Source organism: Tunturiibacter gelidiferens (genome assembly GCF_013410115.1).
Lineage (GTDB): Bacteria > Acidobacteriota > Terriglobia > Terriglobales > Acidobacteriaceae > Edaphobacter > Edaphobacter gelidiferens.
This window is the reverse complement of record NZ_JACCCV010000003.1, coordinates 45,661-72,451: the sequence shown is the minus strand read 5'-3', so window position 1 is coordinate 72,451 and position 26,791 is coordinate 45,661. Positions and strand designations below refer to the sequence as shown.

The 26,791-nt window shown below is 53.6% G+C and carries 22 protein-coding genes; 13 read left to right on the top strand and 9 right to left on the bottom strand.

What is annotated here, in order from left to right; translation table 11 throughout:
- Window positions 1-5 precede the first annotated feature (5 nt).
- The 5 genes from HDF12_RS21680 to HDF12_RS21660 all read right to left on the bottom strand — a co-directional run bounded on the left by HDF12_RS21680 (window position 6) and on the right by HDF12_RS21660 (window position 5,211).
- Entirely contained in the window at window positions 6-1,256 is a 1,251-nt protein-coding gene (locus HDF12_RS21680; protein ID WP_179587283.1) for a TrbI/VirB10 family protein, read from the bottom strand.
- Window positions 1,256-2,074 (bottom strand): TrbG/VirB9 family P-type conjugative transfer protein, encoded by an 819-nt coding sequence (locus tag HDF12_RS21675; RefSeq protein WP_179587280.1) that lies wholly within the window; start codon window positions 2,072-2,074, stop codon window positions 1,256-1,258. The genes HDF12_RS21680 and HDF12_RS21675 overlap by 1 nt, the downstream gene beginning before the upstream one ends.
- Before the next feature lie 131 nt (window positions 2,075-2,205).
- A complete protein-coding gene (locus HDF12_RS21670; RefSeq protein WP_179587278.1) occupies window positions 2,206-4,557 on the bottom strand; it encodes a VirB4 family type IV secretion system protein in 2,352 nt (783 codons plus the stop codon).
- Window positions 4,538-4,801, bottom strand: coding sequence for a VirB3 family type IV secretion system protein (locus HDF12_RS21665; protein WP_179587385.1), 264 nt, complete (start codon window positions 4,799-4,801; stop codon window positions 4,538-4,540). The genes HDF12_RS21670 and HDF12_RS21665 overlap by 20 nt, the downstream gene beginning before the upstream one ends.
- Window positions 4,802-4,809: 8 nt before the next feature.
- Window positions 4,810-5,211 carry a hypothetical protein gene (locus tag HDF12_RS21660; RefSeq protein WP_179587276.1) on the bottom strand — a complete coding sequence of 134 codons (402 nt, stop codon included), beginning with the start codon at window positions 5,209-5,211 and terminating at the stop codon, window positions 4,810-4,812.
- A 457-nt stretch (window positions 5,212-5,668) separates the two neighbouring features.
- Here HDF12_RS21660 and HDF12_RS21655 point away from each other — a divergent pair, with 457 nt between their 5' ends.
- The 4 genes from HDF12_RS21655 (at window position 5,669) to HDF12_RS21640 (ending at window position 8,936) form a co-directional block, all read left to right on the top strand.
- Entirely contained in the window at window positions 5,669-5,962 is a 294-nt protein-coding gene (locus HDF12_RS21655; RefSeq protein ID WP_218892599.1) for a helix-turn-helix domain-containing protein, read from the top strand.
- Window positions 5,963-6,105: 143 nt separating this feature from the next.
- A complete protein-coding gene (locus HDF12_RS21650; protein ID WP_179587272.1) occupies window positions 6,106-6,825 on the top strand; it encodes a sigma-70 family RNA polymerase sigma factor in 720 nt (239 codons plus the stop codon).
- Window positions 6,826-6,848: 23 nt separating this feature from the next.
- Window positions 6,849-7,586, top strand: coding sequence for a hypothetical protein (locus tag HDF12_RS21645; protein WP_179587270.1), 738 nt, complete (start codon window positions 6,849-6,851; stop codon window positions 7,584-7,586).
- A gap of 84 nt (window positions 7,587-7,670) precedes the next feature.
- On the top strand, window positions 7,671-8,936 hold the full coding sequence (locus HDF12_RS21640; protein WP_179587268.1) for a S41 family peptidase: 1,266 nt from the start codon (window positions 7,671-7,673) through the stop codon (window positions 8,934-8,936).
- 170 nt (window positions 8,937-9,106) lie between these two features.
- Here the strand turns inward: HDF12_RS21640 and HDF12_RS21635 are convergent, their stop codons facing one another.
- The 4 genes from HDF12_RS21635 to HDF12_RS21620 all read right to left on the bottom strand — a co-directional run bounded on the left by HDF12_RS21635 (window position 9,107) and on the right by HDF12_RS21620 (window position 13,939).
- Window positions 9,107-11,572: a CHAT domain-containing protein gene (locus tag HDF12_RS21635; RefSeq protein WP_179587266.1), complete on the bottom strand. Its 2,466-nt coding sequence runs from the start codon at window positions 11,570-11,572 to the stop codon at window positions 9,107-9,109.
- 645 nt (window positions 11,573-12,217) lie between these two features.
- The gene (locus HDF12_RS21630; protein ID WP_179587264.1) at window positions 12,218-12,586 is read right to left on the bottom strand and encodes a hypothetical protein; all 369 of its coding nucleotides are present in this window, start codon (window positions 12,584-12,586) and stop codon (window positions 12,218-12,220) included.
- A complete protein-coding gene (locus HDF12_RS21625; RefSeq protein ID WP_179587262.1) occupies window positions 12,571-13,236 on the bottom strand; it encodes a ParA family protein in 666 nt (221 codons plus the stop codon). Before HDF12_RS21625 ends, HDF12_RS21630 begins: the two co-directional genes overlap by 16 nt.
- Window positions 13,237-13,330: 94 nt before the next feature.
- Complete coding sequence (locus tag HDF12_RS21620; protein ID WP_179587261.1) at window positions 13,331-13,939, bottom strand: hypothetical protein; 609 nt, start codon at window positions 13,937-13,939, stop codon at window positions 13,331-13,333.
- Window positions 13,940-14,218: 279 nt separating this feature from the next.
- Between HDF12_RS21620 and HDF12_RS21615 the strand changes: the two genes are divergently transcribed.
- From HDF12_RS21615 to HDF12_RS21575, 9 genes are all read left to right on the top strand, one after another.
- Window positions 14,219-15,226 carry a hypothetical protein gene (locus tag HDF12_RS21615; protein WP_179587259.1) on the top strand — a complete coding sequence of 336 codons (1,008 nt, stop codon included), beginning with the start codon at window positions 14,219-14,221 and terminating at the stop codon, window positions 15,224-15,226.
- Between the two features lie 650 nt (window positions 15,227-15,876).
- A complete protein-coding gene (locus HDF12_RS21610; protein WP_179587257.1) occupies window positions 15,877-16,224 on the top strand; it encodes a hypothetical protein in 348 nt (115 codons plus the stop codon).
- A 630-nt stretch (window positions 16,225-16,854) separates the two neighbouring features.
- Window positions 16,855-17,922, top strand: coding sequence for a PDDEXK nuclease domain-containing protein (locus tag HDF12_RS21605; RefSeq protein ID WP_179587254.1), 1,068 nt, complete (start codon window positions 16,855-16,857; stop codon window positions 17,920-17,922).
- 129 nt (window positions 17,923-18,051) lie between these two features.
- A complete protein-coding gene (locus HDF12_RS21600; protein ID WP_179587252.1) occupies window positions 18,052-18,987 on the top strand; it encodes a tyrosine-type recombinase/integrase in 936 nt (311 codons plus the stop codon).
- Between the two features lie 675 nt (window positions 18,988-19,662).
- Window positions 19,663-20,976, top strand: a complete 1,314-nt coding sequence (locus HDF12_RS21595) for a hypothetical protein (protein ID WP_179587250.1) — start codon at window positions 19,663-19,665, stop codon at window positions 20,974-20,976.
- Window positions 20,977-21,143: 167 nt separating this feature from the next.
- Window positions 21,144-22,298, top strand: a complete 1,155-nt coding sequence (locus HDF12_RS21590) for a hypothetical protein (RefSeq protein ID WP_179587248.1) — start codon at window positions 21,144-21,146, stop codon at window positions 22,296-22,298.
- 92 nt (window positions 22,299-22,390) lie between these two features.
- Window positions 22,391-23,116 carry an OmpA family protein gene (locus HDF12_RS21585; protein ID WP_179587246.1) on the top strand — a complete coding sequence of 242 codons (726 nt, stop codon included), beginning with the start codon at window positions 22,391-22,393 and terminating at the stop codon, window positions 23,114-23,116.
- Window positions 23,117-24,830: 1,714 nt separating this feature from the next.
- Entirely contained in the window at window positions 24,831-25,871 is a 1,041-nt protein-coding gene (locus tag HDF12_RS21580) for a DGQHR domain-containing protein (RefSeq protein WP_179587244.1), read from the top strand.
- Window positions 25,868-26,662 (top strand): hypothetical protein, encoded by a 795-nt coding sequence (locus tag HDF12_RS21575; RefSeq protein ID WP_179587242.1) that lies wholly within the window; start codon window positions 25,868-25,870, stop codon window positions 26,660-26,662. The genes HDF12_RS21580 and HDF12_RS21575 overlap by 4 nt, the downstream gene beginning before the upstream one ends.
- The last annotated feature ends 129 nt before the right edge of the window (window positions 26,663-26,791 follow it).

The following is a 26,791-nucleotide window of genomic DNA, read 5'->3' as shown; positions in this document are numbered from 1 at the left end:
TCTCCTTACAGTGTTGGGTTGACGCTGTGGTTCGCGTAGGAGGGGATGAGTATGTCTTTGCCGATATAAACACGCGCTCGGGAACCCTCTTTGAGCGTGATAATCGGTAGCCGGTTGAGAAAACGATCAAGTACCTGTACGCCCTCCTGGCTGGTTTGCGAGGAGAGACCGTTGCGGAGTTGGCTACTCGTTGTTAAGGCGTTGCCGTCGTTGCCGATCTGCGCGAGTCCTCCCAGGCCCCCGACTGCGGCGGCGGCGGCGAATGCCATGAGATAGCCGTGGTCAACCTTGGTTGCAAGTCCTGTGGTTCCGATTTGGTCAAGACCTGCGTATTTGTCGAGGTCAAGTGAGAATCCATCCGGGCAGACGGCACGGTGGAAGATCACTGCCATCTTGTGTTGCTGTGAGTTGTTGACGGCCTGTACGGACCCAATCAGCCTCGTACCTTGTGGTAGCAAAAGTTGCTGATGATCGTGGGAGTAGTAGTCGGTGGTCAACATAATCAGGACAGGCCCGGCCATGCCGCCGTCTACGTGGTTGCTGACAACCCCTTCAAGCACCGTTCCCTCAAAGACGCGATACAACTTCCCTCCGTATTGATCGAACTCGTAAGCGGCCATTGGGTGTTCTTTGTCTTTGGAGTCAGCTTTTGGGGCGGCTTCCTCGTGGTTGTCCGCAATGTCATTGATCGTTTGATTGGCGACAGTGCTTGGCCCGGAGCTGCTGGGCGTTTCGGCTGACTGGTGCTCGGTTGCGTGCGGTTGAAAATCGACTGCCAAAGCATCACTATTGAGCGCGTCCAACCTTTTCTTTTCCCGTTCCGCTGCCTTCTGTTTCGCCTGGGCCTGGGCCTCCGAGACACCGGAGGTCTGACGGGGTGCGTTTGCGCTGGCGCCGTAGATCGCGGCGCTCTGTGCCGGAGTCATAGGCATAGAGGAATCCGACTCCGGGGCAGGGATACCCTGATCCTGAGCCTTCAGAGCGGCGATGGCTGCTTGAATTTGCTTCTGCTCGGCGTCATTCTTGGCAAGTAGGGCTTGTTGGTTCTCAAACCCTGTTACCTGCTGTGGGTCGGCTGTCGCCGGCCTTGTCGCCAGCGCGCTCTTTGTAGCTTCTCTCTTGCGGCTGCCGCTGGTCAGAGCGTTGTAGGCGGTTGAGATTCCGATTAGGATCACCACGCCCAAAAGAGCAAGGACGATAGGCATGGTTCGTTTGATTGGCGTCTTCGACTGTAGCTGCTCGGGTACGGTTTCCATTAGTTGGCCACCTCGCGGTGAAACTCGACCTTCGCTTTGCCGATCGCAACATAGCCGTTCTGCAGAAGCTTTGGAACTGTGTAGAGGCCGTTTGCGAAGTCGAAGTTGATAAGGGAGCCTTTTTTGTCCTTCAGCTCGTAGACAACGGGCGGCTCTTCAAATTTGCCCTGGATATAGGTAAATTTGCCGTCATCCCAGATCTGCCTTACGCCGAGTGCTTTTGCTTTGCCGTGGTCCCATCTGTAGTCAAAATGCAGGTTGCCCGGATAGGTGCTGGCGTACTTCTCCTGGGCGTCCTGAGCTTCTTTGTGCTCGGTTGCCGCCCTGGACTTCACCTCTGTCACTTCCCTTTCCAATTCCTTGACCTCGGCTACAGGCACAAACACTGGATCGTCGCCCATCTTCTTCTGTGCGTCTTTGTCTGCCGGGACCAGGAACACTGTCATATCGAAGCTGGCGTTTGGGTCTCCGGAGACCTCTTGCAGCTCAAGGGTGTATTCGTTGCCGTGATCTGAGATGATGTGGACGTTTGTACTGGTCTTCGCAGCCTCGGCTTTTGGCTTGACGCTGACAAAGCGGCTGGCTACGTGGCCCGCGCTGAAGATCCAGTCCTGGGTATTGCCACCAAAGACGGTTGCTACTTTCTCCTCGGGTGGTAACTCCAAAAGAGTTGATTCGTTGAGCATCACGCGAATGATTGGCGGGGCAGCGGTGTTGCTGATCTGGACCGTGCGAGGGGCCTTTGTGGGGGCCGGTGGAGAGGCGTATGCGTTGATTGCGAGCAGGGCGCCTACAAGGATTGGCAGCGTTTTGGTCACTACGTTTCTCCTGTGCGGTGCGGTTTTTGGAGACTTTCTAGAACTCTAAAAATGTAGAAATCTGGAATTGAGCGGGTTTGAAAAACACGAATGTTAGGCAGCTCCAAATCACAGAGCCGCAAGGGGTGGTTTTAGGCGTCTTCGCCGGACACGAACTTTGTAATGCCTTCCTGCAAGCCCCATTTCCCGATGAGCCTGCCGCGCCTGGCTCTGTCTTTAGGTTTGGTGGAGAAGATTGCATAGCTGCGGGGATCGAGGTTGAGAGTGACAACCTTGGTCAGCCCGTCCCGCCTCATACAAAGTGCTTCACGTCTTCCTAAACTCTCGAAGAGGTTGAGCTGTTGCTCATTCATTTTAAAAAGCTTCCCGTAGACCTCCCGGTTGAACGTCGCGTCCGGGAGTAACAGAATTGTGGTGCACGAGTTGACGATGCTGTCCGCATTCTCGCCAAGGTCGTTTGCCGACTGTCCAATCATCGTGACGCCGCCAAGGTTCTTGCGGACCTGCTTGATGCTGGCCAGAGCGCCTTCCAGGAGCTGCTTATTCTTCATGTTCGAGAAGATCTCCTCGATGACGACATGCTTGGGAACCCCTAGATTTTTTGGATCGTACACAACGTCGTCAATCCGGCGAAGCAACCAAACCATCAAAGGCTCGATAAGGTCTGGATACTCTTTAGCCACTCCCGCGAAGTCCCAGCACTGGATACGCGAGAGGCTGAGGGAGTCTTCCACGTTGTCAAAGATGGCGTTGTAAACGCCAGCACCAACCCACTTTGCCAGATAGCGATTGATGTGTTTTGGCAGCAGGAGATTGGAAAGGCGTCTGTTCTTGCGGTCCAGTAGATACATGCCCTGTACCTCCTTGAAAACCGCGTCTTCGTCCTCTGGCGTGATCGTTGCCCCTCCATTGGTCAAAAGCAACTTGATGAAGTTGAAGAGAAATTTGAGATTCTTATCTGTTGGCTCAAGAGCAAACGGGTTGACGCGAGGGCCATTCAAACCGATGCGATCGACCTTTCCGCCGTGGAGTTCGACCATGCTTTCGTAGCTGTTGCCGATATCGAAGATGTAGGTAAATCCGTTGTACTTCCGCTCCAGGCCGAGCATTTGATTGGCATGTACGGATTTTCCGGTGCCGGGTGGCCCAATGATGAGCATGACTCGTACCCCGTCCACATACACGTCCTGAAAGAATGGTGTGCCTTGCCGTGTCTCGAGGATGTTGAGATATTCGCCGTCTAGATCCTCAGAGGTAGGGTGTCCAAGGTGGGGAGCGAATACGGGTGAGAGGCGAGCATGGTGATCTTCCCCAAGCCATAGGGGGAAGACGCTGAATTTATTGTTTCCGGGAAACATCGCGTAGAACGCGGACAGATTGCCAAGGGTCTCCTCGATGATGGCGGCCTGAGAGTCAACGAAAATTCGATGAACCATCGGCGTACTGTCTCGTAGCGCCTCGGCGCTGCGAGCTGAGAGAAGCAGCCGCGCCGTGTATTCGCCCTGGGCTTTTTTATTGAGGTCGGTTACGACCGCGCCCAGGTCATCGACACCCTCAGAGGCTGCTCGTGCCCCCGCTCCTGTGTTGAGCGAGGCAAAATTTCTTCCTGCCATAAGGCGCTGGAAGATTCCGACCTTGAAAAAGTCGAGCCACTTCTCTTGCGCTCCAATCTCCTTTCGCACTGAAGCGGTGGATTTTGGCCTCCATGTTGTGCATAGGACCGAGTCGCAGGACAGATTTGTAATATTGCTGAAAAGGCACGGTTGCGAACTGAGCGGTGTATTCGTCATCGTGAACATCTGGACGTGTCGTTTCCCAACGCGCAGGTGATCGGCTTCCCACGAAACCGGGCTATGGACTATCTGCTGGTCCACCCCTAGATCCGATACCAGATGTGTCCGTCCGGCCCAGTCTTCAAGGTTGAAGAGTTGGGCAAAGAATTGGAACGTCTTTTCTTTTGGGAGCAGCGTAAGGCCGATGTGGGGGTGCAGATGTGTTTCGAGTATCGTAGCGGCCTTTTGCAGGCCCGCGAGAAGCCTTGAGTTCTCGCTTGCCTGGTCTTTAGGCTTCGCAGCGAGTGGATTAACTAGCTGCGGCTCGAAGGTCAGGCACCAATGCAAGTCAATCCGCCGGAAGTGGGCCGTGTCTGCGAGAAACGATAGACGGTTGTCTACAAAGGTTTGAGTGATGGGATCGGCATAGGTCGCCTGGCGGGGAAGATCAAATCCAGAAGTGACCCGCATATATTGATACAGGCAGGCCCCTTCCGAGAGGCCGCGCAAGCCGCCTTCTACTGCTCTTACCTTCGCGTCTAGCTCCTGGTCGGTTAGTCCCTCTTCGTCCACGCCGGATAGCGAAAACATGCATCCGTAGCCGCCCGCTTTCATGGCGAACACGGTTGGGCTGACGAAGCGGGCGATTGGGACGATACTGTTCGCAGCCTTGGCTTCGGTAAACCACTTGTTAGCGTTTGCGTGGGTCATAGTAGCTCTTTTGGGTGAAGCTGAGGCCCCACAGTTGGAACATCTTTGGGTGTTTACGAACGATCAACCAGCAAGCGCCGGTGATGACGAGAAAGATCGCAAGGGAAAGAAGGAAGAACCGAAGCAGGAGAACCAAAATCGACACAATCACGATTCCCATCCAGATCGGCAAACTAAGACCGAGTTTTTCTCGGGTCTTGTTGAGCGCCTGATTGATCGCTAATGGCTCTCCTCGCTTGGTTATGTGCATGGTTAGGCCATCACCTTCACGGCGTGCGTGACGATCATGGAAACGGTCTGTCCCGTGAGCGAACTCACCCACTGCGGTGCAAAGCCGATGACGATTCCAGCGAACAGGCCTCCACCGATGGCCAGAAAGCCTCCGGCGATGTTGCGGCCCATGAACTGGAAAACGCCAAAAATAATGCCGATGACAACAGCAATCGCGCCGCCGAGCTTGGCCGCTGTTTCGACCGAACTCATTGCGGTTGTTACGCCGGTCAAGTCCACGGAACCTTGGGCGTGCGCGGCGACGGGAGAAAGGGCAAGGGCTACGAATAGGGGTACCAGGGTACGGCCAGCGGTCCTCATATGTTGTTTGGTGAATGTTCGTGCGGCCATGGTAGCGAGGCGGGAAGTAATTTTCTGGCTCAAGGTTTGGCTCCTATGTTCTGCGTGAGTTAAGGTTCGAGGTTGTGGCTCAGGCTATGCAGCTTCAAGCATCGGTACTGGCCCAGGGGAGTGCAGCTAGGCGCTCAAGCTGAGCGCGTTACACGGCTACGGCGAACCACCCCCTTTCCAGATCAGTTCTTGCAATGTACACATATTCGTGCAGTACCGATATGTGATCGTAATACACATTCTTATACTGCATAAATTTGTGTTTGTAAACACAATGATGTAAGGCAGTGTTTTGTGTACTTGATACACATTCAGGTGCCTCTGGACGTTGTGAATGCACGAATCGGTGTGTAATGAAATGGGTTAGAGCTAACCCATTGGTAAAATTGCGGTGGAGAGTGCTCGACCAGGACGCTAGGGCTCTGACAAATCTCCAACGAAGAGGTTCGACACAATCCGCATGCTCCGATACGACTACGACGAATTTCGATTGGCGCTGGGGAAGCGAATAAAAGAGCTTCGCAAACAACGCGGTATGACGCACCGCGTGATGGTGAGCGACCATGGATTCCACCTGACCCAGATCGCGCGAATTGAACGTGGAGAATCGTTCTCTGTGCCGACGCTCCTTCGTTTAGCTGAAACATTTCAAGTGCCGGTCGGCGAGCTAATCGCCGGCATCGGTGAAATTGATAGAGACGAGCTAAATCCGAAAGCCGCCATTGACTCAAAGAGGTCAAAGAAAGTGACACCACCCAAGGATGCGAAAGTGTCCAGGAAATGACTTTGTCTGCTCGCAAAGAACTCCGGCCCGGATATCGCTGGGGTGCAACTGCTCTAAATTTCGGCATCTACTAGCTAAGCGCGTTGACGGAGATGTTTTTTGACAGTCTGCTGACAATTTCTTTTCCACAGAGAGAATCACGGATGAATCAGACACAATTGAATTTCGTCCATGCACAAGGCCGAGTTATTTCTCCAGCAGAGAGAGAATTTCGGATGCTACGAACACAATTAACTGTCGTCGATGAAAAGAGCCGTGCTGTGTCTCCAGCAGATCGAGAACATCGAATGAAACAAACGCAATTACATCTCGTCGATGCACAAGGAAGTGCAGTTTCTCCAACCGTGACATCTGCCGTCGAAGTCGTATTTAGGTGGGTGCTTCGCGACTTTCCGCACGTTGATCCGGCGATGATTGCGGAGTGGGCTGAAGAAGTCGGCAGTGCGATGGAATCGAAAGGAAATCAAATAGCCGCGCACAAGCGTTACGCCTACACGGCGTTGAAGGGCAAAGTGCGTGACTGGCTGCGGACAAAGCCGGCCAAAGAAGAATCAGCCGGGATCGGTCAGGATTTAGAACGCTTGGGGGGTGTGGATCGGTCATTTCACAGGGAAATTGATCGAAAGTTGCTCTTTGAACAATTAAAGACATCACTGAACGAGCGTGATCGTTATATTCTCGTTCTGCTCCTACAAGATGAAACGAGCCCAGCTGTCATTGCGACGGCCCTCGGCTTGAGCTATCCAGCCGCTGCTAAAGCTATTCAGCGGGTCAAGGAACGTATTGCTGCATCACTAGTTGGTGTTTCCGGTAGGAACGATTTCGGCCACGGTTCACCACAATTCTGCGAGACGAAGGGTTAGGCCGGCACTTGGATTCCGAATTGATGAACGACTTCTTACTTGAGGCATTCCCGAACCCGGAGCGGAAAGGCTGTCCGGATGAAAGCACCCTGAAGGCGCTCGCGGAGAACCGTTTGCCCCTCGATGATCCGGCTGGCCTCCATGTTGGCTCCTGCTCAGAGTGCTACGCAGAATATCGACATTACCGCTTGGACTGGAAGGGAGCCAAGGAAGCTGAATCTGCAAACGCCACTTCTGTTTCGGTGCCGAACGATATTCAATCGTCAGCCATTCCTCTTGGTACTAAGCGACCGCCGGCTCGCTCTAGGGGATCGTTCCTTGTGGCTGCCGCGTCTGTACTGGTCATTTGTGGTGCAGCAATTGCGTACAGGTATCAGCATCAAACATCTACGGCTCCGGTGCAGATTGCATCTAGCGCACCTGTTGATGCCAAAGTGGATCTCTTCAATGCACCGACCTTGCGAGGTGTAGACGACGATGCTGCTCCTCTGCAAGAGGTCTCTTTACCTGCGGCAGTTGTTCATCTATCAGTAACGCTTCCACGTTTCAGTCAAAGCGGGCGGTACGAGGTTGTTGTTTCGCAAGACCGCGGTGGGAGCCAGCTAGTCGCCAAGGGTTTTGGTACGGCTGCCGATACTAACGGAAAAGTTGGCATGGACGTGACGCTCGATCTTAGAGCCGCGAAGGCCGGGTCGTATTTTCTGGCGACTGTTCGTGGCTCGGATAACGGTACGTACTACTACCCTCTTCAAGTTAAATAGAAATGGCTCTCGCAGTTCTTTCCGCTTCAACAGCGGACGGCTGGTCTGTCCTGAGTCGCAGGTCAAAGCATCATACGATTAGACATGACTACTTCCCCCGGCCAGGAAATGACCCTGACAAATAGCGCTAAGCGTGAAGTTCTTGAGCGAGTGCTCAAAGCTCTAACTTGGAAGTTTTACAAACCCGAACTGCTCGATGCAACGTGGCGGGATGCCATTGAAAGTCATCGTAAAGGGATTGAAGCTGCTCCGACACAAGACGCCTTCGAGCTCGCAGTAACCAGTCTTCTACAGACTCTTAAAACCTCGCATCTCGGGTTCTTCCACGGAACCGCGAAGAGAGCGTCAAGCCGCGCTGCTCTGAGCGCTACCTATCTTGCGGATGAAACTGCGAACGGATCGCGTTGGATTTTCCAAGACGTACATGACGGTGGGTCCGCAGCTCTCGCCGGCCTTCAGCCAGGAAACATTCTCCTTCGCGTGGATGGTAAAGAGATCGTACCGCCAGAACATCCGGTCTTCCCGATGGGTGCTAGCTCGACGGTCGACCTCATTGCGAACGATGGCCAGGAGCGAACGGTTTCCGTCGAAGTGGCTCAACCCAAAGGCAAGAAGCTACAGTTCGTAGAGCCTACCCTCGTGCAGTCCAAGTTGCTGAGCGAAGGTATCGGTTACCTGAAGGTCGCAATGTTTCCGGGGATGATTGGTGTCGAGGTCGCGAATTCGATGAGCAGTGCGATCGCCGCGCTGGGCAATATTAGCCGTCTCATCATCGATCTTCGTGGGAATACAGGTGGGGGTGTTGGTGCACTGCGCTTAATGAGTCTCATCACTCCAAATCGGGTGCCAGTGGGGTTCTCTCCCGGTAAGCGATGGGCCAAACGTGACCTGGCTGCGGAGAAAACGCGGTTTCCACGTCTTGGCAGAATTCCATCTTCCAAAGGCGCTCTATGGTTACTCGGTCTTCAGTTCCTCCCGGCGCTAATCACCAAGTCGCCGATTGTGCTCGAAACGGAAGGTCTGGGATCTAAGCCCTACGACGGGAAGATTGTGCTTTTAGTAGATCGCCACACGGCGAGCGCCGCCGAAATGGTCACAATCTTCGCGAAAGAAAACCAACTCGCTACGATTGTTGGGGAGAAAACGGCGGGTCGGCTTCTCTCAGCGACCTCCGTGAAAGTTGGGCATGGCTTTCGTCTTGCGCTGCCAACAGGCGCGTACTTCACCTGGAATGGTACTGCGCTTGAGGGTAGTCCGATTGAACCCGATGTGATCGCTGATTTCGATTGGCAGCAACGCAGAAGCGGAGTGGATGCTCAGCTTCTGAAGGCGATCAACATCGCGGGTTAAGATCAATGCTGAATACAATCAATTCTGCCACCCAGTGCAGCGTTATGCTGCAATTGGCGGCATCACCGACGTCAGTCAATCCACTTCAGGAACGGCGGCTCCTAGAGAAGCCTTGTCGGTGCCGGTTCGTTGCATTCAGTGGCAGCATTTCATTGCAACTAGCAATCAACTCAAAACGTGCCGTTTGGATCGCCGACAACCTGAAAGCTTGCCCAATAGTAAGGTGGTAAACCTCTATCTAAAAGCTCCAATTGAGCAGTGCGAAGAGCTTCAACCTTGCGATTGTGGACGGCCAGTTTGGAATAAAACTGCGCCATCAGGTGTTCTGTTGTGTGATCTTCCAACTCCCACAGTGTCGAAACAACCGTATCAGCTCCTGCTTCAATGAAAGCATTGACCAGGTTAGCGACTCCGGACTGTCCCACCGGGCCGACTCCCGTATTGCAGGCAGAGAGTGTGACCATCCTCGCTTTGAGATGGAGGCCGCGAATCTCTCGAACCTGCAACAAGCCGTCTTCACCACTGGCTGGATCGGGCGCAAAGACTAGGGCAGAGCGATCCGGGTAGTCGAGATCGGCGTATCCGTGTAACGCCAAGTGAACTACGTCGGTGCTCTGCGATGAGAGCTTTTTGAAGCGTGCCTCGGTAGCGTCCGCACCAAGCAAAATCGTGCTGGGATGTGGCAAGTCCTCGGCGATAGTCTCCACTTCCTCTTTGCTATCTGGAAGTGGAACAAGCTGGCTTCGTTGAGGACCGGTGATGGCCCGAACGATCGGATTCCGCGTGTCTGCCGGCTGGGTCCAGGCAGCAACACCGATGTAGGGCATGGAGGCCACTTCCCTCCTCTTAACTCTCTGTGCAATGAGGTCATAAACTGTGGCCGATGGCGCCACGTCAACGGTGTGGGTCTTCAAGACGTAGGCGGTTTTGTCTGAAAGTGCTGAGAAGGGCAAGAGATGGAGTGAACCATCTGGAACAATCACGAGGTCGGTCTTCTGGGGGTACTCTTTTATTGGCTCCAGCAGCTCGCTGAAAAGACGTTGAGCTAACGCTCTATCTTCCCTTTCCCCTCGAATCTCTTTCCTATATTGATTTGCATCTTCCTCGATCACGCTCTTTGAAGGCAGGCGATACGGTGTGACGGAATCATGTGTGATCGCAAACGCGTGAGAGTTCGGTTCTGCCAGCACGTATTCGATCAATAAGGTGTTAGGCGAAAGGCTGCGTTGTAAGGCTTCTAAGTGAACCGGATGAGCAATAGTCTCTTGTGTGAGCGCGCTTGGGTTGATTTGCAGCTCAGATGTATAGATCGCACTTGTAATTGACGCTCTGGAAGCGGGGTCATCCGTGTTGACTAGCGCAATGTTGAGGCGCGTAAGCTCTCTTTCTTCGGGAGTCGGAGAGTGAATTGGTTGGCTCGTATGGTGTTGGAGAGCTTCAGATTCAACGCGACCTCGGACCTTTTCGAGCGCCACCAACGCCTCTTCGTATCGCTTCTGTCTGCATAGAGAAGCGAAATATCCCGAGTAAACATCGCTCATCTCGGCGAGCAAATATCGCTGAATGTTTATAGTTGCGGCGTGTTCAATCATTACGTCTACTAGGGCAATACTCTTTCGGTAGAGTGCGTCGGACTCGTCCACGTGTCCCAGCTGCCCCACAATTCCAGCCTTGATGGCTAGATTACGGGGCACCAAATAGAGCTCGTCTGGAATCTTTGTGTTCGCTTCGATGGCGTCGTTGATCGCATTTAGTGCGCCGGGCAAATTTCCCACGTGTTCATAGCTTTGTGCGAGAAGGCCGCCAGCGTCCGTTACTCCGCGGTAATTATCGATTTTCTTGGAAATGTTGATTGCTTGCTCATAGTCCGAGATCGCAGGGGTCCAGTTGCCACTCTCACGGCTGATCGAACCCCGAGAGATGTAGACCTGTGACTTGTGAGCTTCGTAAGTTGTCCCCTGGAGTCGGGCAAGCGACCGATTTGCTAGCGCGAGCGCCGGTTCGTATTGATGCAGTCCGGCAAGTGCCTCGATCTTTGCGTAAACAGCGATTGTTGGGTATGCGAGTCCGTTGGTCGAACTAGCTATTTTGATCGCCTGATCAAGTGGGGTCAGAGCTTCCTTGTAACGATGAAGTTGAACCAAGCCTGCGCCAAAGACACTCGCATAGCGCACCGTGGCGGCTGGATCGCGCTCGACCTTTGAGAGGCCCCAGGCCCGCACAACCTGTTTCTTCGCGGTATCGGTATCCCCCAAGATAAATGCGGCAATTCCCTGCTCGCCTTCAGCGCGAGTTGCCAGTTCGTAATGATGCAACTTGATGGCGAGTGAAAAGACTTCTTGCCAGGTTGCGCGCGCTTCAGCCGCATCGTAATTGATCTGAAGCATTCCTCTAATTGTGAGGATTCTAAGTTTCGTCTCGAGGTCTTGTGCCTCCGGCTTTGCGAGGTCCTGTGTCAACTTCAGGATCGTCGCAGGAGCACTCACGGATTCATCAGCGGGAATCTCGCTCACGACGGCATATAGCGCTTTTGAAGGCCGGTTTTGAAATCTAAAGAGTTGTGAAGCCTTTGCATAAATAGGCTGAGCTTCAGCCCAGCGATTTCCCCATGAAAGAGTGTCAGCCTTGTCTAGCAAACCGTCTGCTGAGTCTGGGGGAGCCGATGAGTGGTGCGGGGTGACTGCATAGAAGTAAGCGCCCCCCACAAGTGCGATTGCTATTCCAAAAACAGTGGTAAATTTCCTGGCCCGGGAGGAACTCAGCATCGCCTTATCTTAGCCGAACATACACAAGTTTGTGTCATCGGCTGCTTCCCTGTGTTGTCCAATCAAGTGCCCCGGACTACGTCTTCGTGACGAGCTACGAGAGATCAATGAGAGCGTCAAGGAACAGCTGCGGGCGATGTGCCGCTGACCAAGGCGATCGCGATTCTCACACCTGCCTTCACCGTCCTCGACTTTGAGCTCACCAGGAAAGCTGCCTGGAACTGTTCGCAAAGGTTGAGGAGATTGATCCGACTCCGAAGCCCGAGACGGAGCAGTTTGACTGTACGCTAGACGAAGGTAACCGGATTCCGGAGACGGTTCAGTAACAACGCTTTGGATTGTGCTGCCGATTACAAAAATGGGGTTCAATGGGTTGGATCAACCACCGTCGGCCATTCGTAGAAAGCCGCCCCTATGGCACCTCTCATAAGGGCGGTTCTCTTTGTAGCTCAATAACTTCAGGCTGTTCAGCCAGGCTTTCCCAGTGAGCGGGATACCGCACGCATACCGCACACCCTACTCAGGCGGGACGAGGCTGAGAAATTGAATGATCGCGGTCGTCACGACCTCCTCCTTCTTGATCTTTCGGGTCTTTTTCATCTCCAAAATGCGTTCGTTGAGCGCCCTGCCCACCCACCGTGGTACTCGCACATTGAGTGGTTCGTATTCATCGAATGCTGAGCCCATGGAAGCCAGCGGGTCGACCATTTTCTTGGTAGTGCTCCGTGACCTTGCGACGTCGCTTACCGCCTGTGGACCAGTTGGCGGTTCCGCCGTGGCATGCGCGGCTATTGGGGTTGTTCGCGAGATGAGCGGTCGCACCGGGATCTCGAGGTCTTCAGCCTCTTCCCTTCCCTGCGCTCGAATATCTAGTTTTGTAGACACTGAATCACCTCCTTGGTGAGCCTCTTGTAGGCGGTTGCTGCAGCTGATTTCGGGGCGTATTCGAAGATCGATTGACCTGTGCCGAAGAACTCCGCGATAGCCACCGCGAGCGGGATCTTGGCCTCGAGAACAGTGGTTTTTGGCAGATTTTTGAGCATCTCCCGGGTTGCTGGACCGATGTCACGCGAAATATTCCATCGTGGCATTGCAGCGTTGAGGAACAGAATGAATCGTATGTCCGGGTACGAGTTGCGCATCTCCTTGATGAACCGTGCAGTATCCGCCGAGTGTGTCATATCCATAGAAGATGGTCTTAGGGGCGATAAAACTGCGTCGGAGAGCTTCACGGCTGTGGAAGTGATGTCTTCAATGTTCCCCGGACAGTCAACGAGGATGATGTCGAGCTTCTCGTCCTCCCTAAGTGCCTGAATCTCTTCGTCCAGTAAACCCTTCGGAATCTGAAGAACTTTGAAACCATTGAGTCCTAGCTTTTTTCGTTTCCTGTGCCACAGCGAGAATGTTGCCTGAGGATCTGTGTCTACAACAATGACGCGATACCCGGCGACTTCCAGTGCGCACGCTACGTTGATGGCGGTCGAGGATTTACCGGTGCCACCCTTCTGTGTTGCGACGCATATAACGGTTGCCATGATCTTAAGACTAGGCGATGCGAAAGTCGCGCATAAGTGACTTAGGAGGTTCCTCCGTTTTTCTAGAAAATAATCTAGATATCTAGAAGGTTTTCTAGAAAGTTGAACAGGACGATTCTATGACTAATTCCTTACTGCGTTGAAGGTCAGACAGCAGCTCATCTATGGAGAGAGCTACGTTACAGATCTCACGCAGGCCGCCGAAATCGTTTGCAATAGCCATGGACAATTCGTAGAGAAGAGGAAGTACAGCCTCGGGCTGGCCCGCAGGGAAGTCGATCGTGATGCGACCTGGCTCCACGCAAACCGAGGAGGGAAGGGAAGTGAAGGTTGCACGAAGTACGTCGTCGACCAGAGGGAAGCTTACCGGCGGACGACCCTGCGCATGAAGTGCGGCCCGAACAGCCTGGACCTCCTGGACGCTGCGCGAGAGTTCTTCGCCGGCCGACTTCTTCCTTTCCAGAACAGCAGCCTCGGTCTTGAATGTCTTCTCGACCCAGACGACAAGCTCGCGACGCCCAACCAAGAACTCCTCGCCTGGACCGGCCAAAGCTCCTGCCTGTTTCATGAGAGTGATCGCCGCTCTCCGCTGCAATTGGAAGAGCTCTTCGATCGCGGGCCGGTCGATCTGCGGGGACTTCATCTTTCGAAGCACCTCGACGATCTCTTCTGCGCGACCTAACCAGGTGCGAGGTGGTGCCATATCTCGAGTCTAGTTACTTTGTTAAGGGATCAGTAATGGAGGTGCATTTATAGTAAACAGTCCGCGCGATATCATTTTCCGAGGACCAGAAGCCGAACGACTTCAAGACCGTGCCCACATTGTGAAGACCGTCCTCCCTCGCACATCAAGCTCGGAGACCACTGGCGTTGGACGTCATTCCACCTTTCGACCAGGCACAAGAGCTAAGTAGGGAACCAAGCTAGGTACTTTGCGCCGGGGATGTGCTCGAACTCCGGTGCTAACCTAGACCCTGACTCGATGAGGAAGCCACCGAAGAACACTCAAGAGATGTTACCCGGCTATCGCGAGTATCGCGAGGAGCAGGAGCAGGCGCTTCAACGCCAGCACAAGGAGCTCATGGCTCTCTGGCAGGGTGGCTTGACCAACGAGAAGCTCTTCATGGCGAGGGTGCTCATCTACTGCGGCCTCCCGGTTACGGAACATAAGGGCAAGGAGCCTATAGTCCGGAAGGCTCGGCTCGCAGACGGCACCACACTTCGCGTCACCTTCATTCGCACTCATCCACAGGTCCCGCTGCCGTACGGTGGCGACCGGACAATGGTCTACTTCATCACGAACAAAGCAGTCCTCCAGCAGCAGCCCATTCTCGACTGGGAAGATGCGAATGAGTATCTACGCCTCTTCCGCATGGTGACGAAGTCTGGGGAAAACCATCGCGCGGCCCAGGAGCGGTTCACGCGGATCGCTTACATGGACATCATGGTCGAGCACCTCGACGTGAACAACAAAACCGTCGAACACTGGAAGTGTCCTCTGATCGACCACGCCCGAATCTCGGCGGTCGTCGACGGGGAAGGGAACTGGAAGCCCTCGCAGTCGATCGGCAAGATGCTGGAAGCTCAGCAGAGCGTCTCGGTTGGTCTCCGGTTCTTCGCGGAGCTCCAGAAGAATCCGGTGCCGGTGCCGATCGCACTGGTTCACGCGGCAGGGAAGCAGTTCCGCATCCTGGACTATATGATCTTTCTTTACTGGAGAGCCTTCGCCGCCCACAAAGAGAGTTTCATCCCCTGGCGTTACCTCCAGGAGCAGTTTGACAGTGCGGACTCAAATCCGCGGCGCTGGCCGATCTACTTCCAAAAAGCGAAGCTGATTCTCAAGGCGCTCCCGGATCCGATCAACCAGATCCGGTTCGATGTTAGCTCCGCTGGTCTGACAATCTACCCACTACCTGTCGGCACAACCTTCTTTGAGGACCACCCGAAGCTCGGGTTTAGGAAAGAGCTCGGCGCGCTCGATTCAGAGTGATCGTCGTCGACCGGCGCGAAGCGCACTCCTAGTGTTCTACCTGGATAAAGCTTGATCCTGTAAGGGCTTCCTGATAAAGCATCTTGCTTCCTATATAGGGTACAAGGAACTGCACCCAAATTACTAGGAACTGCACCCTGTGTACAGGGAACTGCACCCTTCTGTACTAGGATCTGCACCTTAGAGCGTACAGGGAACTGCACCGAGGGGATCCGTTTGTCCACCTTGTTGTGCAGATCTGTACCGGGAACTGCACCGATGTACAAGGAACTGCACCCGTAGAAGCTACTTACTATCAATGAGATATGGAGACTACCTCACCTTGGGAAAGGTGCCAGGTGAGGCCGAGGTTTGTTTTCCGCGATACTCACAATGCGTCCACACAGTTTCCACAGGCGAAGACCACTTCCATACCACTAGACCACCGTATACGTTTGATGCATAAATATGCACGCTCACTCCCAAATCGCCGACAGGCTAACTTACTTATTATCAATATGATATCTGAAATAGTTAAACTTGCCGCAGTTCGCCGTAAATAGATGGTAACCGCCCATCGCCGCGCTCAGGTATTCCGTAGCGGTACTCCCCGAGAGTACTCCCAACGATCAACTTCAAGAGCTGGTTTTTGTCCTTGGCATAAGTGCGGAGTGGCTCAGGGAGTACTTCTGAAGAGTGCGTGCAGTAATACTTTGACGTTGGTGGTGTATATTCCCGCCATGGCCGACAACACGAAGCAGCTCGCTCAGGAATTTACCCAGCTCGTTCTCGACTCGATCAAGATGGAGCAAGAGTCCAAAACACGCCCCCGTAGGCCCGTGCTGGTGGCCTTCCAGGTCAAGATGTCCCCCAAACTTAGGAGCCGGATCCAGAGGGCCTGTAGGGAGAAGGGAATCGAACAGACGCAGCTAGTCAAACATATGATGCGTCAGGTAATAGCTGTCCTTCTGCAGGACGAGGAGCCTGGTCTCGCCCAGCAGTCACTTGTGATCGATTAGGGAGCGATTGCCAGGCCTAAACTGGTGTCCGTTGAAGTCGAAGCTGTGAGCGTCGGAGAAGTGTACGTGGCGGTGGAGTTCGCCAACGTGGTGATAGAGCTGCCGGAGAATACGCGCCAGCGCATCCCAACGATCCTTGGGGCATACCTATGGCAATGTAGCTGGCTACTTATGAATCTTCGGCAATTACTTCAAGTATAACTTGAAGTAATTGCCGAGTTCGTTGTCTCGGGGAAATAAGGACCACCGCGAGCGGGGCCCGGCAGACAGCCAGATAAAAGTGACAGACTTGAGGCCGAACCCGTCGTGGTTCACGCGCCGAGTTTTGGGCAATTGAAAGATCCGGCGGTCGTTTACTTTATTCCGATATAATTCATTGAATCAATCGTGTAGATGTAATAGCTAAAGTGTGGCTTCTCGTTAGATAGGATTTGCCCCTGTTATGCAAGATACTTGATGTGCGTCGTAAATTAGTAGAAGATTCCTTTATTGCGGCGATCCTAGCACAGCGTAGAGAGTGCATACGCGGCCACTTACAAGGCATAGGTTCTCATAACCCCTTTGTAATGAATGAATGTAGACCACGACAATGTTAATTGTCTTAGTAAATTTTTGTGCTAGGCTAAATTCGTGCCAAAAAGCCTCCAGCTGCCCTCCGGCTACCACGAACTCCTGCAGGAGCTCAAAGGACGTATCCGTACGGCCCAGGTTCGCGCCGGCCTCGCTGTCAGCCGGGAGCTGGTGCTCCTCTATTGGTCGATCGGCCGGGATCTCAGCCAGCGGTTTGCGACCGAGGGGTGGGGAAGCAAGATCAATGAGCGCTTAGCAAGTGACCTGCAGGCTGAGTTCCCCGGTGTCGAAGGCTTCAGCCCCCGGAACTTCCGCTATATGCGTGCTCTGGCCGAGGCTTGGCCGGAGCCGGAGATTTTGCAATCGCTCATTGCCAAATTGCCCTGGGGCCACAATCTGAGGGTCCTGGACCGGATCAAGGATCGTCCCACCCGAGAGTGGTACCTGCGGGCCGCGCTCGAATACGGCTGGAGTCAAGATGTCCTGGTCCTTCAGATCAAGAGCCGCCTGCACGAGAGGGAAGGAAAGGCCCTGACCAATTTCCAGCGTGAGCTGCCCCCTCCAGAGTCGGATATGGCGGAGCAGATCCTCAAAGACCCCTACAACTTCGATTTTCTGACTGTGACCGAGGCTGCGAAGGAGCGTGAGATCGAGCGGGGACTCTTGATCCATCTTCGCGACCTTCTCCTGGAACTGGGCCGCGGCTTCTCCTTCGTGGGGAGCCAAGTCCCTCTTACGGTGGACGGGCAGACCTTTTACATCGACCTGCTCTTCTACCACGTCCGCCTCCACCGCTACTTTGTCTTCGAGTTAAAGGTGGGAGCCTTCCAGCCCGAACATGCCGGAAAGCTGGGCTTCTACCTTGTGGCGGTGAACCGCACGATGCGAACGCCGGTCGAAGGCCCGAGCATCGGAGTTCTCCTATGCGAGAGCCGGAGCGGTCCCATCGTGGAGTTCGCTCTGGAGACCATCAATCAGCCGATCGGCGTCTCGACGTATCACGTGACTCGCGAGCTTCCGGCGCCCATGCAGGAGGAGCTGCCCACCGTCGAGGACCTCGAGGAGGTCGTCAACAAGCTCCGCACAGAGATTGAGACGTTGCGGAGGGAGCCGGGCGATGAGGGATAAACCCTTCTGTGTCAATAGAGAGCGAGGGATCGTCCGGTCCGGTCAATTTGGCAATGGGCCATTGCCAAATTGGGATTTGAACACTCATCGCCCTGATGACACCTTTCGCACCCGCGCCAGGGGACTGGTATGAGCGCCTCGCTGGCCCTGATGCGCGCGGCGGATGCGTCTCCGCTCGACCGCGCCGCGGCATTCCAGGAGTTGCGGGAGATGGTGCTGAACTCCGTTGCGTCTGAACACTCGAAGCGCAACTATGCCAAGGCGCTGGATGAGGTCTTCGCCTTGTGTGAGGCGCGTCAGCAGCCGTTATCGCGCGCCCTCTTGATGGAGTACCGTGCCGCCATGCTACAGAAGAAGCTGAGCGCGTCGACCGTGAACGTTCGTTTGTCCGCCGTTCGCAAGCTGATCGGCGAGGCGCAGCGCAATGGAATCATCGGCGTTGAAGAGGCCGCCAACCTCTCCGGCGTTCCCAACCTCTCCCAGAAGGGAACCAGGGTGGGGAATTGGCTCACGCGCGAACAGGCCAAGGAGTTGCTCACGGTCCCTGACCGCTCCAAGATCAAAGGGAAGCGGGACTACGCGATCTTGGCGTTGTTGCTGGGCTGCGCTCTGCGGCGACAGGAGCTGGCCAATCTGGACGTTGACGGTATCGAGATGCGGGAGGGCCGATGGGTCTTGCCCGATCTTTGTGGGAAGGGCGGCCGAGTCCGCACCGTTGCGATTCCACTCTGGGTCAAGCACGGAATCGACGCCTGGATGATCGCGGGCAAGATCGAGGAGGGCCGTTTGCTGCGGCCGCTTTCCAAGAGCGGGAAGTTGATCGGCAATGAGTTGGGCGACTGGGCTATCTGGTCGATCGTCGAGCAATCGGCGAAGCAGATTGGAATCGAACACTTCGGCGCACACGACCTGCGCCGGACCTGCGCAAAGCTCTGTCGCAAGAACGGCGGCGATCTGGAACAGATCAAATTTCTGCTGGGTCATAGCTCCATTCAAACGACGGAGCGATATCTTGGTTCGGAGCAAGACCTAGCTGTTGCCGTAAACGATAATTTAGGACTATGAAGCAGCTATACCGAAGAATCGCGGTTTCGCAGATAATAAATACCCATACCTACAGTCTTTGCCATGTGCCAGCCTCCTTCCAAGCGCCGCATCTGTTCCTATGACATGGTAGAGGTGCGGCCACACGGGTATACGCTGACGGAAACGGCAGGCGAGATGTATTTCTGCAACGCCAGGTGTCTTTGTATCTGGGCGGTGCAACTCGCTACACGGCCCAACCCGGCCGATGGCCGGAAACTTCCTGGCATTCAGTTGACGCAACCGACTGGCGAACAACGAACCTTTGCAGACGTTGGGGAGCTTGCAAAATGGTCCTTGGCGAATGCACTCCGTGACGGTGAGCAAGCAGTCTGAGCGAATCACTCCCCGATCACGTTCAGTAACGCCCGCATCCCGGAGCGCCTTTAATCTCTCCAAACGAGGATGGGGAACTTCGAGAGATTCCTCCAGTCATACACGCGGTGCCATTCAGTGGAGCGCGACCTCGAGGAATCTATTCTGCGAGAGCTTCTGGGAGACGTTTCTCTTGGAGTTGGAGTCGGATTCCGTTGCACGTCAGAGACATATCCAAAACTTGATGGGAATGTTTTGTGTTGACGAGCGCCGTCGGTCCTTATACAATTCACGCCTCCAGATCCATCCGGACAATCTAGCCTATATACCCCTAGGAGCCCTATGCGTCTTCCTACCATGCCTAAAGCTTGGGCTATCAGTTTAGCCCTCGGGATTGCAATCACCTGTCCAGCTCAGAAACTCGACAATAACAGCGCGTGGCAGATGGCGAATACAGCTTTAGTCGATCATCTTAAGGGTCTAGACCCGAACATTCTCCAGAAGTACTTCATACAGTTACCCTCTGCGGACCTTGATGCAGCGTGGGACGACCCAATAGCAGGACCCTGGAGCCTTTTGGAGATAGCCGACAGCTTGGCTGATTGGAGTCCAGTGTGGCTTGGAAATACCGGTACACGATTCTCAGATGCGTATGGCGATTTTGTAACATCCATCCTGTTGACTCCCAGGACTGATGTCAAACCGGCCGACCTTAAGCGAGCGGAGAATGCCTGGAAATCATCAGCGGATGCTGCGAATGCTGAGAATCTGAACTGGGAACGTAAGTGGAAGCAATCTGGAATCAAATCCGGGCAGAAGAAACAAGACTGGTGGCGAGATAACGCGGCCCCTCACACGAAACCTCTCATTGAGGCCAAGAACACGGCATTTACGAATTACTTCAACCTGCTTGACCCTCAAGCGGCTACGTCAGGAAAACAGATCGCTAAATATATCAATTTCACCGAGATACCGTTCACAGTGCCCGATGGTAGTACCACCGAGAATCACTATCCTTACTATGCCTCAAATAAGGCATTGAAGGACGTGGCTGCTGCGGGGGAGGCACAATTTCTGGCCAAGAAGCTCACCAAATGGGAATTTAACAGTTCAACATCGTATCGTCACGATGAAACGGAAAGCTGGGGAGCTAACGGTTCATATGGTGGGTTCATTAAGCTGGTTCAGCTGGGTGGAAGCGGAAATCGGCACACCCTAGACACGAATGGAACATCCGTCACGCTCAGTTACGGGTTTTATAAACTCGGAATAATTCCAATAACACCAGGTGATTGGTATACAGGTCTTTTGCTCAAGAAGTTCAAGGACGGCCCCTTCAAGCCAAATAGCCCCGTGTCAGCACAAACTCTCTGGGGCCCGAATGGGACGTTGCGGCTACGAGCTTCTGCAGTCGTGGTCGCATACAAGCCGCAGATTAGCGCATATCTGAGTCGGGCAGACTACAGTCTGGTGGAACAGACCTACCATGAGGGAGGGTCCGTTTCGATCGGACCATGGAGCTTCGGCGGTAGCCACGATAGACATTTCGAAACGGAGACCAGCAATAAGGAAGAAGGTCGATTTTCGGTGGAAAGCGTCAACCCCAACCCACAGGTTGTAGCGATTCTGTTTGAAAAACTAAATCCACCTCAGTGATAGAAAAGAATGCACAGCTCGCACAGAGAAAAGCCCGAGCGGCGCACCTAACCCAGCTCGCTCAGAGACATGCGCGAGTCGCACTCATCTTTATTCTCATAGTCGCAGGGCTTAGCCTATTCATTGCTTATCGTCTCGCGTCTCCATTGATCACCCGGTGGTCGACGTTGAGCGCTTACCTGAGGCAGAAAACTGCGACGACCCAGGCCACATCAATAGATGATCAGCTAGCGCAGCGGGCGATGCAGGCATTTGGGGCGTTGGGCAATGTCAACGGAGAAAATCGTCTTTGGTTACACTTCGTCGAAGATTGGCTGCCGATTGACCTTAGTACGAAGGAAGACCGTACTTACAACTTGGCCCAGGTGTGTGACACTCGCCCCGATTTCACTCCTTCGTGGTTCCTTCCGGACGAACGAGTCAGTGACAATTACGGCGACTTTCTTGGGACGCTACACGAGGAGAATCGGACTAAGCAAAAGCTCGACGCAGCGACGGATCGCCTAGTCAGTGATTTCTTTAGTAAGTACAACAAAGCGTTAGAAGGAGAGAGGCGCCTAAGATCGAAGTCGTCGCCAAAGCAAAGGGCGCACAACATGATGTTGGCACGAGACAGCATCTTAGCCTTGGATTCAGCCCGTAAGACGTTGCGATCGAAGCTCGCCACTGCCAGAAGTTTGGGCCCCGTAGATCAGGCCTATTACGATTTCATCGATTCCGACGAGACCGTCTCATACCAAGGCGACCAGGTAACAATCAAGCCGTTTAACCTGTCACCAGATCTTGAAGGCTGGATCAAAAAGCAATCCAAAACAATAGAGCTTATCGCTAGCGGCACGGCCGAAATCCGAGTCAGCGATGAAAATGTAGCCGCCGCAGTTTCTTCAAACGGAGTGCCGTCGGACACGCCAGTTGTATCGGTCGTAGCGAAGACAAATCTATATGCGGCACAGTTTGGAGTTTTCGCCATCTCGCGCAAGCCCTGGTTTCACCAAGAATTGCTGGAGACGTATCGTCATGATCTGGGACTAAGCAATCAGCTCACCCGATTCTATGGAAGAGATGGGCTCTTGAGATTGATTCCGGTCGCGCTGGTAGTAGTTAAGGAACCTGTATACATAGTCACTCTCTCAGCAACTGACTTCGCAAAAACTCAAGCCTTAGTCGATGGAGGCAAGCAGATATTTATCAGTATTGCGGGAAATAGGATGGCTCTGAATGCAACCGGGATGAAGGCTGATCCTAAAACGTCAAGCTGGAAGATCATCCCGGCGACACCAGACAATCTTCAGTTGATTGCGGTCATTAGCGAGGCATTCTAGAGAATATGAACTTTTCAGAGGCCAGGCGGCGATTCGGATCTTCCGCGAGAAGGTTGGCGACGTTCTCTTCAGTCAGGAGGGGCGGAAGCCTCGTGGTTCTTTCTTTAGGTTTGCTAACCGCTGTAGCGTTGCTTCGTGCTTATCTCTTGTTTCAGGAACCCATCACCAGAGCGTGGAAGTTCGTTTCTTTACAAACGACTGGACTTGTCACAGCGTTGATTCTCACTGGCGTATCAAGTCTACTGATTGCCTTTGCAAGTCGCGGGAAGACCCGGTGGATTCCAATGTCTGCAGTGTACGCGGCTATTGTGCTCTCTGTGTTCGGATGGGGTCTTTTGGGATTGATAGTGATTCCGGCGAGCGAGCATCCGGTAGGCGCCACGGTCTCTAGCTTTCCGGTACTGCCTGATGAAAACGACAACCGACGAGCACCATACGAGCACATTGTCCTATTCAGTCACCGTTCGCACAAGATCGAGTTGGGGCAGCAACAATCTTTACACACCCTATTTAAGGCTCTCCGCTCCTGTCCGGATGCACGAATCGCGTTTCGCGGATACGCAAGCTCGGCGAAGTTCAAAGAGAATGACGATGACAACAACTTTGAGTTGGTCAGGAAGAGAGTCGATGCAGTAGCGCTGGTTGCGTTTAAGGATGGCTTTACAGATCGCCCGAACGTATGGGGGTCGCCGGCAGAAATGAAGAACGCCAGGGGCTTCATAGATGTATCAGGCGAATCGCGTTTGTTACTGCGGGAAACTCTGAATCGCAGAGTAGAAATTGACATATATCCTGGTCAGAGTTGCCTGAATAAGTGAATTCCATGTCACCGCGGAACCTGAGGGCTGATCGAAGAGTTTAGCGCGGATGAGAGTACTGCGATGATTTGGGGCTGAGGTGAGCTCTCACGAATCGTAAAAGAGCTTGATTCATCGTTCCAGGTAACCTCCTCTGAAGACTGCTGGGCCTCACTACCCACCGCGAAAGGGCCGATCAAGATCTGAGCGCCTGCCCTGAATTGGCGACGAAGCCGCTGATAGTCCGACTGAGAAAGACGGACTGTGATCTGCGGCTTGTACGCTACGACTAGGCCACTCACCAATAGCCCTAGTTTCCCCTGCGGGCCCCATAGGGTGTCGGCGGTAACCTGGCTACCTTTCTTGAATGGCCCAGCTTTATAACGAGAGATAAGGTATCCCGAATACCAGTCTCCCGGCGTCACAGGAATAACGTTGAGTTGGTAAGCGGCAAATGAGAACGAAAACTCTCTGAAGGCAAGATCCGAGATGTCGGTTGTGCTTGTAGATGAGAGCCGGAAGCTCAGAAAAGACCTTCTCTTCTTTCGAACATCTGAGGACCTAGTATCACTTATCGAAGGACTCTTAAAATCCCACGAGAATGCCAATTTACCGGATGCTATCTGCGCTTCTCCGGAGTCTCGCACACGCTTTAATGTAGATAGGGATGCGTAGAAGGGGTAAGATGGGCGACTTGCCTCGGCACTTCCCGCTCTCGCGGAGGAAGAATCCATGTACTTCTGAATGGCTTGAACAGTGCGAGGGTCCGTGTCAGTCGTCGACACGTCGAGTGAGGTTACAAAGCGCCCATACTCCTCTGAAAACCGTCTGTTAGAGGGTCTCCACGTGATATCCCAATCTGGCACCATATCTGCGACGTATGAAAGTGAAGCGGCTTTGTCGCTTGGCTTATCCCAGTTGGCTGATATGGCTACTTCTGGTATTTGAACGAGGTAGCGCGTCGCGAAAGCCGCGTTTTGCTGCGACAAGTAATCAACGAGAGAGGACTGCAGCATTCCCCATGCCGAAGAGTCGGCCGGTTTGGGAGCCTGAGCCACGGTGACATGTGACACGAGCAGGAGGAAGAGTGCCGCAGTTCCGACTGACGATGTCTTGATCAAGACGGCACCTCAAAACTCACTTCAATAATGAAGTTGAAGTATATGCACAGTATCTCTCGGCGTCTACAAGAGTGTTCTTTGGAAGTATGGTGATCCAAGAGGCCACGCTTTTGTAACAGGTTGATCGAGAGTGGCGCTGTGACCAACATGCCTCAAAATCAAGAGGACGAGACCTTACTGGAGTCTCGTCCATTCTCATTTGAATTCGGCTACCTTTCGACCACTTTTGCAGGGAGCTACTTCCTCTCTCTGTGGAGTTTGATGCCGGATACTCTCAAGAATTTCTCCAGTGTGTCGATGACCAGGTGCAGGTTCCGAGAAGGTCGGACTGGTGTAGAGCCGCGGATGAAGCGGGATGTCCTCACGCCTTGCGCAAAACTCGCGATCGATGAGCGACAGTTACTCACCACAAGCCGACTATATCGGTACTAATCCGGTGTCGGGGAGCCGGTTGGCGATTTAACGTCAAGGAAGATATCGAGGGGCTAACCATCTACTGCCTTAAGAAAGGCCCGCGTTGGGATCAGCAGAGGAGGACGCGGTCGTCATCGGCACGAACCTCCCATAAGCTAAACTTCTTGCTATGCAGGCAGTGCGAATGCGAGGTGCAGAAAGTGTCGTCTGAAATAGTGGTGCCGTTTACGACGGCTAAGCAGCATTCAACATCCTTCTTCGTTACGTCTTTGGCCGCCTCGGATATCGTAAGAGTTTCTTATGTGGCGAGGCGGGGTCAAGACGAAGAGAAGGGAGCGGTACAGAGACTTCTTAACCCTTCGAGAATCAATGGGATTCGAGACTTTCTTTTATCGGGCGGAAGTTTTCCTGTGTCCCTCGTTCTCAACTGGTTCGACCCGGGCACTGCCCCTCGCGTCCGCGGCGGAAAGCTAGTCTTACAACGGAGTCCCCGAGCCGCTCAAATTATCGATGGTCAACATCGCGTTCTCGGTCTCGCAGCGGCGATCGAGAAGAAAAAATCACTTGCGAATTTGGAGATTCCTGTCACCCTGTTTTCGGGCTTGAGCACCAAAGAATGCGCAGACATCTTCCTGTCAATCAACACTGAGCAAAAACCTGTCCACCGGAGCTTGGTATTCGATCTTTACAAAGTAGCGAGCGACTACATCGTTGATCCCGCCGCGCTACGCGCGGGGGATCTTGCTTCTGAACTCAACGAACGTCAAGACTCTCCATTTCTTGCATATGTCAACTTTCCTGGGGCGCCAAAAGGCAAAAAGGGCCTCGCGCTTTCTACGATTGTTTCAGCCTTGAAACCGCTCGTGGAAGAGAAAGGTGTCTTCGAGCAGGTTGGACTAACCGAGTTGAGTATGCAGTCCCAATTTCTAGTCAACTTCTTCTCAGTATTAAGAGACGCTTATGGAGCGGAGTGGGAGTCCTCGTCGAATGTATTTCGAATGGCGGCCGGATTCGTTGGCGCTCTCGAGTTTGTAAAGAACAAGCTCGTAGTTCATTGCAATCTCACCGGAGACTTCACCGCGGCGGCAATTGCCGCTGTTGTGAAGATGTCGCCTGGAAGCCTTATCCGGCGCGAATCTATTGAGGGATTGCAGGGGCGCCGCGCGTTCAGCTTCGTAGCTAATGCTCTCGACGACATGTTTGATCCAAATGACCAGAAGGGACGCAAGATCAAAGTATGAGCGGTTCCGTCGTGAGCAGGAGCGGGAACTACCTATTAGGACTTGTTCCGCTGGGAACACAGGGGAAGCTCTTCTTCGAGACCTATACAATCACATCAGCGGATCAAGCCGTCCTACACTTGGCTGCGCGTGAAGACAGCTTTAAATACGCCTACAATGGCCTGGTTTCGTTTCTGGCGGGCTTAGCTGCGCTCGACAAGCGACAGGCAGGCTGGGCAATCACTGAGATGTATTACTCAGCGTTTTACATTGCTCGCGCGGCATTATGTGCGGAGCCACGAGTCATTTTCCACGTTCCCAAAGAAGCGGGCAATGGTCATACGCAGTTCGAGTTGAGAATCGCTGCAGGGGAGATAGCGTCTATATCAAAAATCCCAAGCACCCACAAGTTGGTTTCGGCACGTTTTCGCCGTCACTATCCAGCGTTTATGGCAAGCCTTGAAGTCGACGGCAGCGACCCCATCGAGTGGCTTATGGAACAACGTGAAGCCTGGCAGTATCGTGCGCCACGCTTTTCGGACCCAGAATTCCCGGACATTTTGAAGCAATTTGATTTGGAGAAGGTCGGACGGCTTCTCAGCGCTTACGAAAACGATATAAGCGGAATTTACTTAGCTGACCCTGAGCACGCGCTCGTGGCAATACCATTCCGACTAGTGACGTGGTTCATCAACGCGTCCCCACTTGCGACCTCAGGCGTTTTTCAACCAGAAGATCTCACTTTCCTGCGGAAGAGTTGTATGTTGGGAGGCTCCAAGTTGACGGCTCTCAGCAGGTATCTAGAGAGCTAGGGCGGTTGCTAATCTACCTCTTGCGCACCACAACTGCAGGTGACACCTATCAGGTCCATCGGTCAGGGTAAAGCCCATACCACTGCGTTCGGAAATAAGGCCGGATGACGGCAGGTGGCCGCTTACTCA